The sequence below is a fragment of the Paraburkholderia phymatum genome (assembly GCF_038900715.1).
GTDB classification, from domain to species: Bacteria; Pseudomonadota; Gammaproteobacteria; order Burkholderiales; family Burkholderiaceae; genus Paraburkholderia; species Paraburkholderia phymatum_A.
In genome coordinates this window covers 257,896-270,883 of the sequence record NZ_JAYMRZ010000005.1, presented here as the reverse complement: position 1 = coordinate 270,883, position 12,988 = coordinate 257,896, and the positions used below count along the sequence as shown (strand labels likewise).

Below are 12,988 nucleotides of genomic sequence, written 5' to 3'. Positions count from 1 at the left end.
AAGCACATGTCGAACGCCAATTCCACTTTGCTCGTCAAACCAATCCATCTCGTGCCTTCGTCGGCGCGCATCGGTACGCCGCTCGCGAACCGGCTGCGCCAGGAGATGCGCGGCGACGTGCTGTTCGATGCCGCAAGCCGCGGCCGCTATTCGACGGATGCATCGATCTATCAGATCACGCCGATCGGTGTCGTCGTGCCGCGCGACCAGGACGATCTGCGCGTCGCGCTGGACATCGCGCGCAGCGAGCACGTGCCGCTGCTCGCGCGCGGCGCGGGCTCGAGCCAGTGCGGGCAGGCGGTGGGCGAGGCGCTCGTCGTCGATACGAGCAAATGGCTCAACCAGGTCATCGACTTCGACAAGGACAAGCGCACGGTGACGGTCGAGCCCGGCATCGTGCTCGATCATCTGAATGCGTGGTTGAAGCCGCACGGCCTGTGGTTTCCCGTCGATGTATCGACGGCGGCGCAATGCACGATCGGCGGGATGGCGGGCAACAACTCGTGTGGTTCGCGCTCGATCGAATACGGCAACATGGTCCACAACGTCGAAGCGATCGACGCGATTCTCGCGGACGGTACGCAAGCGCACTTCGCTTCGCTGCGCGACGCGCCGCAGGGCATGCGTTTGCAGCAGATTCTCGAAGGCGTGAAGGCGATTGCGCTGCGCGAGCGCGATGAGATCGTCGCGCAGGTGCCGAAGGTGTTGCGGCGCGTCGCGGGCTACAACATCGATCTGTTCGACTGCCAGAATCCGCGCGCCTATACCGACGATGGCTTTGCAAATCTCGCGCATCTGCTCGTCGGCTCGGAGGGCACGCTCGCGTTCAGCCGCCAGTTGACGTTGAAGCTCGCGCCATTGCCCACGCACAAGACGCTGGGCGTCGTGAACTTCCCGACGTTCTGGCAGGCGATGGACCTGACGCAGCACATCGTGAAGCTCAAGCCTGTCGCGGTCGAACTCGTCGATCGCACGATGATCGATCTCGCGATGGGCAATCCTTCGTTCAGGCCGGTGATCGAAAAGGCGCTGGTCGGCAGGCCGGAAGCGATTTTGCTCGTCGAGTTCGCCGGCGAGGACCGCGATGCGCAGCTTGCGTTGCTCAGGCAGTTGACGGAGCTGATGGCCGATCTCGGCTTGCCCGATTCCGTCGTGCAGATGCCCGACGCCGCCGAACAGAAAGCGCTCTGGGAAGTGCGCAAGGCGGGCCTCAACATCATGATGAGCATGAAGGGCGACGGCAAGCCCGTATCGTTCATCGAAGATTGCGCGGTGCCGCTCGAACATCTCGCCGAATACACGAGCCGGCTCACGGACGTGTTTCGTCGCAACGGCACGGAGGGGACATGGTACGCGCATGCGAGCGTCGGCACGCTGCACGTGCGGCCCATTCTCGACATGCGACGCGACGGCGCGAAGAAGATGCGCGCCATCGCGGAAGAAGCGGCCGCGCTCGTGCGCGAATACAAGGGCGCGTATTCGGGCGAGCATGGCGATGGTTTGTGCCGCGGCGAATGGGTCGCGTGGCAATACGGTCCGCGCATCAATCAGGCGTTCAGCGAGATCAAGGCGCTCTTCGATCCCGACAACCGGATGAATCCGGACAAGATCGTGCGTCCGCCGAAGATGGATGACGCGCGCAACTTCCGCTTTGCGCCCGGATACAAGGTGCGCGCGTTGACACCCGCGCTCGACTGGTCGACGTGGAATGTCGAGCGCGATCCGCTGACGGGCGTGGAAACGGCGCCCGGAACGGGCAGCGATCTGGCGGGCGGCCTCGCGAAAGCCGTTGAGATGTGCAACAACAACGGACATTGCCGCAAGTTCGATGCGGGCACGATGTGTCCCAGCTATCGCGTGACGAAGGACGAACAGCATGTGACGCGTGGGCGCGCGAATACGTTTCGGCTCGCGCTGTCGGGGCAGCTCGGCGCGGAAGGGCTCGCGAGCGAGGACGTGAAGGATACGCTCGATCTGTGCGTGTCGTGCAAAGGCTGCAAGCGCGATTGCCCGACGGGCGTCGACATGGCGAAGTTCAAGATCGAGGCGCGCGCTGCATGGGCGCAAAAGCACGGCCTGCGCTTGCGCGAGAAGATGATCGCGTTCATGCCGCGTTATGCGGCGCTGGCGGCCAGCATGCCCGGCGTGTTCGCGTTCGCCGCGAACTTGCCGTGGATCAAGCGCACGCTCGGCTTCGCGCCGCAGCGTTCGTTGCCGCGGTTCGTCAAGCCGTTTCTGAGCGACGTCGATGTGAAGGCTGCATCTTCGAATGCTTCGAATCAAGCACAAAAAGAAGTGCTGCTATTCGTCGATACGTTCAACAACGGCATCGAACCGGAGAACGCGCGCGCCGCGCAACAGGTGCTCGAAGCAGCGGGCTATACCGTGCGCTTCAATACGCGCGCGGGCGAGCGTCCTCTGTGTTGCGGGCGCACGTTCCTCGCAGCGGGTCTCGTCGACGAAGCGAAGCGCGAGGCGCGCAGAATGCTCGATGCTTTCAGGCCGTTCGTCGAGCGAGGCGTGTCTGTGGTCGGGCTGGAGCCGTCGTGTCTGCTGTCGTTGCGTGACGAGTTTCTGCAATACGGCTTCGGCGAAGAAGCGGAGCGTCTGTCGAAGCTCGCGATGCTGTTCGAGGAGTTTCTCGTCAGCGAGCAGAAGGCCGGCCGCCTGACGCTCGAATTGAAGCCGCTAGGCGGTGGCGTGAATCAGGCGCTCGTGCACGGTCATTGCCATCAGAAGGCGTTCGATGCGTTTTCGCCCGTGCAAACGGTGCTGAAATGGATTCCCGATCTCACGGTGTCGACGGTCGAATCGTCGTGCTGCGGAATGGCGGGCAGCTTCGGGTATGAAGCGGAGCATTACGACGCATCGATGGCGATGGCCGAGTTGTCGTTGCTGCCTGCCGTGCGCAAGATCGACGCGAACACGGTGATGGTCGCCGATGGGACGAGCTGCCGTCATCAAATCCACGATGGCGCGGGTGTGGAGGCGGTGCATGTTGCGCGGGTGTTGGCGCGGGCGTTGGGGTAGTGGCAACGCGCGAGCCTTCGCTTCGCATGCGAACACGGAGCGAAGGCTTTTGCACAACGCGTTTTAGCGCACGACATCCCGCAAGAACTCCGACACCTTCGCAAGCCCCGCAACCAGCACATCGCGATTGTTCGTATAGCCGATGCGCACATAACCTTCCACATCGAGCGCGCTGCCCGGCGTGAACATCACGCCCGTCTTTTCGAGCAGCGCGACGCAGAAATCGCGCGACGGCATATCGACACCAACACGTACCAGCGCCGTCGTGCCCGACTTCGGCTTGACCCAGGACAGCAGCGGCTCTTTCGCGATCCACGCATCGAGCAGCGCGAGATTCGTGCGCAGAATGCCGTGATTGCGTTCGAGAATCGCCGCGCGGTTTTCGAGGGCGATCGACGCGAGCAGATCGTTGAGCATGCCGACGCTGATCGTGTTGTAGTCGCGATGAATCCGCACTCGCTCGATGATCTCGACAGGCGCGGCGATCCAGCCGACGCGCAGGCCCGCGAGTGACCACGTCTTCGACATGCTGCCTGTGCTGATGCCCTTTTCGTAGACATCCGCGATCGATGCTGTGAAGCCGTTGCCGTCCTGATCGGTGCCGCGATACACCTCATCGCAGAGCACATAGGCGCCGCATGAACGCGCAATCTGCGCAATCTGTTCGAGGAACGCGCGGTCCATCAGCGAACCCGTCGGGTTGTTCGGATTGTTGATCGCGATGATGCGCGTCGTCGGCGTCACCATGCGCCTCAGTTCGTCGAGATCGGGCAGGAACGCGTGTTCCTCGCGCAAACGCAGAACGTCGACTTTCGCGCCGTAGCTCTCGGGAATCGAATAGTGCTGCTGATACGTCGGCAACACGGAGATCACATGATCGCCGGGCTCGACCAGCGTTTCATAGACCAGTGCGTTCGCGCTGATCGCGCCATGCGTGATCAGCACGTTCGGCACACCCTGCGTCTCATACAGCGACGCGACGTTGGTGCGCAACCGCTCGGTGCCGTCGATCGCGCCATAGGTGAGCTTCATCGGCAGAATCTCGGCGAGCAGCGCATCTTCCTTGCCCGCGATCCTCAGCAACTCGCCGACCGTCAGCGATTCCACGCACGTTTCCGCCAGATTCAGTTCGCAATGGTTCTCGTAGAGATCCATCCAGCGTTCGACTCCGAATTCCCTGATTTGCATGACTTCTGTCCTCGAATGAAAGCAGTGGCATGGGGCGCGGCAAGTGTGGCGTGCGCGGCGCGGGCTCGTGTCGACTATAGACTATTTTGTCTCAAATGGACAAGCGTAGTCCATCGAGCCGGCGAGCCTCGATGGACGAGCGCGCGTCAGAAGGCGTCGCGCTCGACGCGTTCAACGAAGAATGCCGGGGAGAGAGTACGCCCGAAAGCGTCGCGAGGCGCGAAGCTTCAGCCTGCGCGCAATGCCTGTCGATAGACGGCGGGCGACACGCCAGTGCCTTGACGGAACCGGTGACTGAAGTGGCTCGCGTTCGCGTAGCCGCATTGCGTCGCGATTTCGGCGAGCGGCATCGCCGTGGTGCGCAGCAGCGTGCGCGCGCGTTCGAGCCGTTGCCGCGCGATCCACGCGTGCGGCGGCAGACCGAACGACGTGCGGAACATCCGCGCGAGATGAAATTCGGAGAGGTTCGCGACGGCCGCCAGCTCGCCGAGCGTGAGCGGCTGCGTCAGATTCGTATCGATGTAATCGCGCAGACGGCGGCGCGTCGCGACGGCGAGACCGCCTTTGAGCACGGCGTCCGTGCGGTTCACGCCCTGCGAGCGCAACAGCAGGCTCAACACTTCGTGCGACGTTTCGTTTGCACGCAAGCGGCCGTCGGCGTCGTCCCAGGCGTCGTTTGCGAGCGACTGGCACAGGCTCGCAATACGCTCGTCCTCGAAGTACGTGCGGTCGGCGAGTGTCAGTTCGCGTGGCTCGCGGTCGAGTTCGCGGATCGCGCGCTGCGTGAAGTGCTCGGGCAGGAAATACAGATGCATGAAGTGCATGTGGCCGCGCACCCACCAGCGCGACTCGTGATCGCCGGGCAGCGCGCACAAACGGCTCGGCGCGCCGTAGCGCCCCGGCAGCTTTTGACGCTCGGTGCGATAGCCGCCGTCCAGATAACACGACAGCGTGTGATGGCCGGGCTGATCGTAGACCGTCTCGGCCTCTTTGGTCTCGCGCGTCCAGATTGCGATGGCCAGCGTGTCGCCGAGCCATGCGAAACGCTCGAGCGTCGCGTTCGACTCGCTGAGCGTCTGGCAGACCGAATGCAGGCCGAACGGCGGATCGGCTGGGTCGGTCGTGGAGATGGACGAGATGTTCACGTGAATGAGAGGCTGAAACGGATGAGGCGTCGTTCGACAAGTATACGGCCTGGTATGCGGCCGCGTGCGCCGCGCCTTCGCTGGCCGGTCAAAGTGCGCAATTCTGGACAATCGAACGGACCCGCGCGGGCGCATAGTCGCGCGGACCGAAGACCGTATTGTTTGACCCACTGGCGATGAATCTCTTTCTTTATGTCGTGACCGTGCTGATCTGGGGCACCACCTGGATCGCGATCAAGTGGCAGCTCGGCGTCGTGCCGGCGCCCGTATCGATTGCCTGCCGTTTCTGGCTCGCGGCAATCGTGCTGTTCGCGCTGCTCAAGTTGATGCGCCGTCCCGTGTGGCCGCCGCGCGCCGCGTGGCGTTTCCTCGCGGCACAGGGACTCGCGCTCTTTTGCGTGAACTTCCTGTGCTTCTACTACGCGGAAAGCGTCGTGCCGAGCGGTCTCGTTGCCGTCGTGTTTTCGACGGCGCCGCTGCTCAACGCGCTCAACGGGCGGCTTTTCATGGGCCGCCCGTTGCAGCCCACGGCGATCGTCGGCGCGGTGCTCGGGCTTGCGGGCATCGTGTGCCTGTCGCTGCAGCAGATGGCGGGGCATCTCGGCGATCACGCGGCATGGCTCGGTCTTGCCGTCGCGTTCGCGGGGACGATGTGCTTCTCGGCGGGCAATCTGCTGTCGAGCCGCATGCAGTCGATGGGCCTGCATCCCATCGTCACGAACAGCTGGGCGATGCTGATCGGCGCGGGCGTGCTGACGCTCGGCAGTCTCGCCGCCGGCTTGCCTTTTGCGCTCGAAACGGACGCGCAGTATCTCGGCGCGCTCGTCTATCTTGCCGTGCCCGGCTCGGTGATCGGCTTCACTGCGTATCTGATGCTCGTCGGCCGCATCGGGCCCGAGCGCGCCGCGTATTGCACGGTGCTGTTTCCGTTCGTCGCGCTCGCGGTATCGACGGTGTTCGAAGGCTATCGATGGTCGGCGCTTGCCGTCATCGGGCTCGTGCTCGTCGTGGCGGGCAATCTCGTTGCGTTCGGCATGACGCAGCGGCTCTTCGTGCGGCGCGCCCGCGCCGCGTGATGCTTCATCGGGACGTGTCGCCATGCGAGCGCAGGCGGCCATGTCGCTGACATCCCGACGTTTTCTGTTGACGCCATGAGCCGATGAGCGCGTGGAGTGAACCGTCGTTGATCGTCGTCAGTCGAACGGATACCCGCCGATGCATGCCGTCTGTGCGAATGGACGGCTGTGCGCGATGGGTATATAACAACAGTACCGATTCCTTCACGATGTCAGAACAGGAGTGACGATTCATCATGACGCGCGATGATCCGGGCAAGCAAAAAACTGGCGAACAGCCGGACCTCGAACACCTCGATGCAGCCGTGACACATGTGGATCAAATGGTGTCGTCGGGCAACATTGCCGTGAGCGCGGCGCGCGGCATTCTCTACAGCCTGATCGAAACGCTGGGCGCGCTGGTAGGCGATCCGGACCTGCCGGAGCATGCGCGTTCCGGCTACGAAGGTCTGCTCGAAACGGCACGCGAATTGCGGGTCAAGCTCGACCGCTGACGGCTGGTTTCCCGGCCATGCATGTGGCGCGTCACTGGCGCCGCATGCATCGCCTGCAACATCTGGTCACAGGATTTCGGCATCGTCGTGCGCTGTGATACAAAGGGCGCTCGTTTCGAACAGCCTGTCTTCTCCTGATGCTTTCCTCGCTGGTTTCTCTTCGCGACGCAGTGATGCTCGCGCTCGGCATCGTCGTCGTGCTGATCACGCCCGGCCCCACGAATACGCTGCTTGCAGCCGCCGGCTTGCGCCAGGGCGCGCGCCGCTCGCTGCCGCTGATCGGCGCGGAACTGGCTGGCTATCTCGTGTCGATTTCGGCATGGGGCTGCTTTCTCGCTCGCGCATCGCATACGGTGCCGTGGCTGCCTTCGGTGCTGCGCATCGCGAGTGGTCTTTACATCGCGTATCTCGCGATCGACATGTGGCGCGCGGCCGTCGCGTTGCCTGATTCGATGGCGCCGGCGAACGGACCGCGCGCGCTCTTCGTCGCAACGCTGCTCAATCCGAAGGCCTTGCTGTTCGCGGGCACGATCTTTCCGCCGATCGCCTTCGAAAGCCTCGCGGGCTATGTGTTCGCGATGGCCTTGTTCGCGTGCCTGCTCTTGCCGATCGCGCTCGCGTGGATCGCGTTCGGCGCGGCGCTCGGCAGCGGCAGGCTCAGGTGGCTCGATCCCGTGAAGATGCAGCGCGCCGCTTCCGTCGTGCTCGGGATGTTTTCGTTGTCGCTGGCGTGGGCCGCATTGCACTGAGCCTGTGAAGGCGCCTCAATCGTCGACGGCGGCGGCGAGCGCGTCGGCGAGGCCGTCAGGCGCCGACGTAATTTGCAGTTGCGGCGTGCCATGCCAGTCCGCGCAACGTTGCAGCGCGCGCCGCAAGTCCGACGTGAGCCGGCCGCTCACGCGCACGCCCGGCTCCAGGTGCAGCGACTTCACTTCGAACACGCCGCTCGCGCGATGCGCCTTCGCGTCCGCGCGTCCGATCAGCTTGCCGCGATTCAGGATCGGCAGCACGTAGTAGCCGTACTTGCGCTTCGCGGCGGGTACGTAGCACTCGATCACATAGTCGAACTCGAACAGCGCGGCGACGCGCTTGCGGTCCCAGACGACGGGATCGAACGGCGAGAGCAGTGTCGTCACCGTCGATGCGAGCTTGCCGTTCGAAGCATCGTCGATGAGGGGTGCGAAGTCGCGATGCACGAACGTGTCCTGTTTCCAGCCGTCGACGCGCACGGGCGTCAGTTCGCCTTCGTCAGCCAGCCGGTTGAGCGCGTCGACGTAGGGGCGGCGCGGCATCCGGTAATAGTCGGCGACCCAGTCCGCGCGCACGACGCCGAGCGCGCGGCAACTGCGCCGCAGCAGTTCTTGCGCGACGGCATCGGCGGGTTGCAGGTCGCGCGCATCGTTCCAGTGCGGCAGCACGCGCGCCGTCACATCGTAGACGCGCTGAAAATTGCGCCGCTCCGCGACCATCAGTTCGCCGATCGCGAACAGCACTTCGAGATGCCGCTTCTCCGGCTTCCAGTCCCACCAGCCATTGCCTTTGCCCGCTTCGCGCGCGAAATCCGCCGAGCGCACCGGCCCCGTCGCGCGAATCTGCGCAAGCAGCCTGTCGATGTCGACGCGGTACTGCGCGTGCCAGTCGGCGGCGTATTTCCAGCCCATGTCGGACGGATCGAGCATCCGGTGGCGCATCAGGCCGTAGTCCTCGATGGGCAGAAAACACGCCTCGTGTGACCAGTATTCGAAGAGCCGGCCTTCCGCGAGATGTTCGTCGAGCCATTGCGGCTGATAAGGCCCGAGCCGGCTGAACAGCACCAGATACGGACTGCGCGCGACGACGTGAATCGTGTCGATCTGCAACTGCGCCATTTGCCGGATCGCGTCGAGCACATCGGCTTTGGTCGCCTTGCGGCGCGGCGGCGCGAGCAGCCCTTGGGCGGCCAGATGCAGCGTGCGGGCGGCGGAAAGAGGGAGAGCGATCACACTGTTATGTCGTAGCGGGCCGAGCGGCAGCATGGACTCGCGCCATGCCGGACTTCCGCTACTGTAGCGTGATCGGTGAAAACGTACGGGCGGTTTGCATCTTCAGCCCGCGTGCCCAGCCGCCGACGTCACCAGCGCCCGTGACCGTGATGCCTTTCCCAGCCGCGATGATGCCAGTGATCATGCCCGTACCAGCGCGGGCCGCGCCAGTAGCCGCCTCGATAGCCGCCATAGTAGACGGGCGGCGGTGGCGCGTAGACCATGGGCGGTGGCGCCGCGTAATAGACGGGCGGCGGCCCGTAGACGGGAGCGGGCGGGCCCAGATAGACGCCGACGCCGACATGTGCCGCAGCCGCCGTCGATGCGCACGCCGCCGCGAAACCGACGGCTGCCAATACGATCGCACGTTTGCTCATGCTGTCCTCCTTTGTCGACCAGAGTTGGCGCTTTAGCTGTCGGCCGGAGTTAGCGCTTCAGCACTTACTCCGGCCCCATGCAGAGCACTTACTCGGATCCCACGCAGCGCGGTCGACCAGAGTTGGCGCTTTAGCTGTCGGCTGGAGTTAGTGCTTCAGCACTTACTCCGGCCCCATACAGAGCACTTCCTCTGGTCCCATGAAAAATTCGACCAGAGTTCGCGCTTCAGCTGTCGGCTGGACTTAGTGCTTCAGCAATTACTCGAGCCCCATGCAGCGCACTTACTCGGGTTCCATACAGCGCGGTCGACCCGAGTTGGCGCTTAAAGCGCCTTGCTCCCGTCTCATGCGCCGCAGTCGAGTTCGCGCCTCAGCGACTTACTCTGGTTCCATCCAAAGCTCGACCAAAGCTGGCGCCTCAGCGCCCCACTCGCGTCGCACGCAACGCTCGCAAAATCCCATCAACGGCGCCCCAAGTGGCCGCGCGTTTCTGACGGGACGCTGACTAAATATTACGAAGAAGAAAGCATCACAGGTGCAAGCAGACCGTCGCGAATGTAACGACCGGTAAGCCATCGGGCGCGCTGCGTGCCGCAAAAGGCGCGACCGGCCGGCGCGGTGACGCGCGCCAGCCGGTGCGGGACAGAAGAGGGGAAAGAAAGAGCGCAAAGAAAGAGGAGAAAGAATCAGGCGCCGAGCGCCACCGTTTCGCCCGTGCGCTCCGCGAGCATCTGATGGATTTGCGCGACGACCTGCGCGCCTTCGCCGACGGCAGCCGCGACGCGCTTTATCGATCCCGCGCGCACATCGCCGATCGCATAGACGCCTTCGACCGATGTGGTCAGATCGCAAGCCGAATTCGCGCCCGTGATCACGAAGCCCTTTGCGTCCAGTTCGACGCCGCACGTGCGTAGCCAGTCCGTGTTCGGATCGGCGCCCGTGAAGAGGAACAGGTGCCGCGAATCGAAACGGTCGCGACCGTCCGCGGAAGGACGCTTCAAGCCGATCTGCGCGAGCCCGGCCTCGTTGCCTTCGAGCCAGCCGATCTCCGTGCCCGGATAGACGGTGACATTGGGCAGCGACGCGATCCGGTCGATCAGATAGCGCGACATCGTCGCTTCGAAGCCGCTGCGCCGGATCAGCACGTGAATGTGCTTCGCGTGCGAAGCCAGATATACGATGCCCTGGCCCGCCGAATTGCCGCCGCCGACGAGCACGATCTCTTCGTGCTTGCAGAGCTTAGCCTCGACGGGCGACGCCCAGTAGTAGATGCCGCGTCCGTCGAAGTGGTCGATGCCCTCGATCTCCGGGCGCCGGTACACCGCGCCGCTCGCGATGACGATCGAGTGCGCGCGAATGCTGCCCTGGCACGCGAGTTCGAGCCGGTACGGACGCTCGTCGCAATGCAGCGACTTGACCCTGACGGGAATCGCGACGTGCGCGCCGAACTTCTGCGCCTGCACGAACGCGCGGCCCGCGAGCGCCTGTCCGGAGATGCCCGTCGGAAAGCCGAGATAGTTTTCGATGCGCGAACTCGCGCCTGCCTGCCCGCCGGGCGCGCGGCCGTCGAGCACGATCACTGAAAGGCCCTCCGATGCCGCATACACGGCCGTCGCCAGTCCGGCCGGTCCCGCGCCGACGATGGCCACGTCGTACACGAATTCCGCATCGAGATCGGGGATCAGGCCGAGGCACGTCGCCAGCTCCGGGTCGCTCGGATGGCGCAGCACGGAGCCGTCCGGGCAGATCACGAGCGGCATGTCGTTCGGGCCCGCCGCGAACTGCTCGATGATGCGCAGCCCGTCTTCGTCACGCTCGTCGAGCACCGTGTGCGGATGACCGTTGCGCGACAGGAAGCCTTGCAGCGACACGAGCCGCCGGTCGTTGCTCTTGCCGACGATGATCGGCCCGCCCGCGCCTTTCTCGATCAGCCCGACGCGCCGCAAAATCAGCGCGCGCATGATGCGCTCGCCCAGTTCGGCTTCCGCGACGATCAGCGCGCGCAGGCGATCCGGCGCGATCAGCAGGGCTTCGCCGGCTTCGAGCGCCATGCCGTCGACGAGCGCCGGCTTGCCCGACAACTGGCCGACTTCGGCGAGAAACGAGCCCTTGTGATGCTCGTTGATCAGGTGCTCGCGCCCGAGGCCGTCGCGCTGATAAATCTTGACCGCGCCCGACAGCAACACGACCATGCCCGGCCCCCGCTCGCCCGTGCGGAACAGCAGCTCGCCCGGTTCGAAACGGCGCACCTCGCCGAACTTGCACAGCCGCTTGATTTCGTCCGGCTGGAGTTCGGGGAACATCTGATGACGCCGCATCGACAGCATCGAGAACGGTGCGTCATTGATGACGACATGCTGCGAGTCTTCGCCCTCTCGCGTGACACCCATCGGATTCGCTCCTTGCAGGGCTGCGCGCCCGGAAGGGCAGCAGCCGATGCGATTGTCGGTTCAGACTGTTTTCGGCGTGATGCCGACGGCGACCGTCGGCTCCGGTTCTTCCGCGAGCGGCTCGAGGTGCCGGCCCGCGTCGCGCCATGCATCGAGGCCGCCGCGCAACGGCAGAACGTCGCTGAAGCCGGCCTCCGTCAACTGCTTCGCCATCCATGCCGCCGACACTTCGTTCGGACACGAGCAATAGATCACGAGCTTCTGGTCGTGCGGATACTTCGTGACGATTTCATTGAGCTGGCGCTCGTCGGCGAACACCGAGCCGGGGATCACGAACGGATCGAGCTTGCGCTTTTCCTGCGAGCGGATATCGAACAGCACGGGCGAACGCTTGTCGAGCATCAGCTTGTACAACTCGTCGACATCCATGCGTGCGGTCGCGAGCCTCCTGATGAGCTGACGGCGCCGATACCAGCGATACGCGCAGTAAATGGCCAGCAGCACCGCGACGACGACAGCCGTCATCTTGCCGAGGCGGCTCGCGCCGGCGAACAGCATGTCGATCTGCTGCGCGAACACGACGCCGAGCACGAGGCCGAGGCCCGACCAGAGCGTCGCGCCGATGCTGTCATACGCGAGGAACGTGCGGTACGGCGTGCCCATCGCGCCCGCCATCGGAATGGAGACGATCGACAGCCCCGGCACGAACTTGGCGACGGCGAGCACGCGCACGCCCCAGCGGCCGAAGAAGCGCTCCGTCTTCTTCACGCAGGTATCGCGCGACAGCGACAGCTTGCACAGCGTTTTCAGCGTGTTGCCGCCGTAGATGCGGCCGGCCGCGAACCAGGCGCTGTCGCCGATCAGCGTGGCCAACACGGCGAGCACGAGCACGGGCAGCACCTGCACGCCGATCGAGCCAGGATGCATGGCGGCCATCGCGCCGAACAGCACGAGACAAGGCATCGCGGGCACGGGCAGCCCGATCGATGCGGCGAGTACATTGGCGAATACGATGGCAGGCCCGTACTGCTCGACGAGATCATGTAGCATCGGCTTACTTTCGCGGCCGTTTGGGCCGGAAGACGACTTGGTGGACTCAACGATTATGGACGCATTTTCACCGCGTGCAAGAGAGGTGCGGTCTGCGCCGACGATACTGCGGAAAAGCGGAAAACTCGTGCCGCCGGGAGCTTCGAAAGGAAGCGTCCGGCGCGCCCGCCGAGCGTCATGCAGCGTCATCCGACGCTCGGCGGAACGATCAGGATGA

General features: G+C 64.4%; 10 protein-coding genes. 4 read left to right on the top strand and 6 right to left on the bottom strand.

Going from position 1 to position 12,988, the window contains the following annotated elements:
• Positions 1 to 6 precede the first annotated feature (6 nt).
• Positions 7 to 3,030: an FAD-binding and (Fe-S)-binding domain-containing protein gene (locus VSR68_RS12255; RefSeq protein WP_342940094.1), complete on the top strand. Its 3,024-nt coding sequence runs from the start codon at positions 7 to 9 to the stop codon at positions 3,028 to 3,030.
• A gap of 63 nt (positions 3,031 to 3,093) precedes the next feature.
• Here the strand turns inward: VSR68_RS12255 and VSR68_RS12250 are convergent, their stop codons facing one another.
• Entirely contained in the window at positions 3,094 to 4,218 is a 1,125-nt protein-coding gene (locus VSR68_RS12250; RefSeq protein WP_342940093.1) for an aminotransferase, read from the bottom strand.
• Between the two features lie 227 nt (positions 4,219 to 4,445).
• Complete coding sequence (locus VSR68_RS12245) at positions 4,446 to 5,369, bottom strand: helix-turn-helix domain-containing protein (RefSeq protein WP_428983500.1); 924 nt, start codon at positions 5,367 to 5,369, stop codon at positions 4,446 to 4,448.
• A 170-nt stretch (positions 5,370 to 5,539) separates the two neighbouring features.
• Here VSR68_RS12245 and VSR68_RS12240 point away from each other — a divergent pair, with 170 nt between their 5' ends.
• From VSR68_RS12240 to VSR68_RS12230, 3 genes are all read left to right on the top strand, one after another.
• Positions 5,540 to 6,439: a DMT family transporter gene (locus tag VSR68_RS12240; RefSeq protein WP_342940254.1), complete on the top strand. Its 900-nt coding sequence runs from the start codon at positions 5,540 to 5,542 to the stop codon at positions 6,437 to 6,439.
• A 236-nt stretch (positions 6,440 to 6,675) separates the two neighbouring features.
• Entirely contained in the window at positions 6,676 to 6,933 is a 258-nt protein-coding gene (locus tag VSR68_RS12235; protein WP_342940091.1) for a hypothetical protein, read from the top strand.
• A gap of 173 nt (positions 6,934 to 7,106) precedes the next feature.
• Positions 7,107 to 7,682: a LysE family translocator gene (locus VSR68_RS12230; RefSeq protein WP_342940253.1), complete on the top strand. Its 576-nt coding sequence runs from the start codon at positions 7,107 to 7,109 to the stop codon at positions 7,680 to 7,682.
• 15 nt (positions 7,683 to 7,697) lie between these two features.
• Here VSR68_RS12230 and VSR68_RS12225 read toward each other — a convergent pair whose 3' ends face one another.
• The 4 genes from VSR68_RS12225 to VSR68_RS12210 form a co-directional block, all read right to left on the bottom strand.
• A complete protein-coding gene (locus VSR68_RS12225; protein WP_342940090.1) occupies positions 7,698 to 8,915 on the bottom strand; it encodes a winged helix-turn-helix domain-containing protein in 1,218 nt (405 codons plus the stop codon).
• Positions 8,916 to 9,043: 128 nt separating this feature from the next.
• On the bottom strand, positions 9,044 to 9,331 hold the full coding sequence (locus VSR68_RS12220) for a hypothetical protein (protein ID WP_342940089.1): 288 nt from the start codon (positions 9,329 to 9,331) through the stop codon (positions 9,044 to 9,046).
• A gap of 686 nt (positions 9,332 to 10,017) precedes the next feature.
• Positions 10,018 to 11,721, bottom strand: coding sequence for an FAD-dependent oxidoreductase (locus VSR68_RS12215; RefSeq protein ID WP_342940088.1), 1,704 nt, complete (start codon positions 11,719 to 11,721; stop codon positions 10,018 to 10,020).
• A gap of 60 nt (positions 11,722 to 11,781) precedes the next feature.
• On the bottom strand, positions 11,782 to 12,771 hold the full coding sequence (locus tag VSR68_RS12210) for a DedA family protein/thiosulfate sulfurtransferase GlpE (protein WP_342940087.1): 990 nt from the start codon (positions 12,769 to 12,771) through the stop codon (positions 11,782 to 11,784).
• Positions 12,772 to 12,988 lie beyond the last annotated feature (217 nt).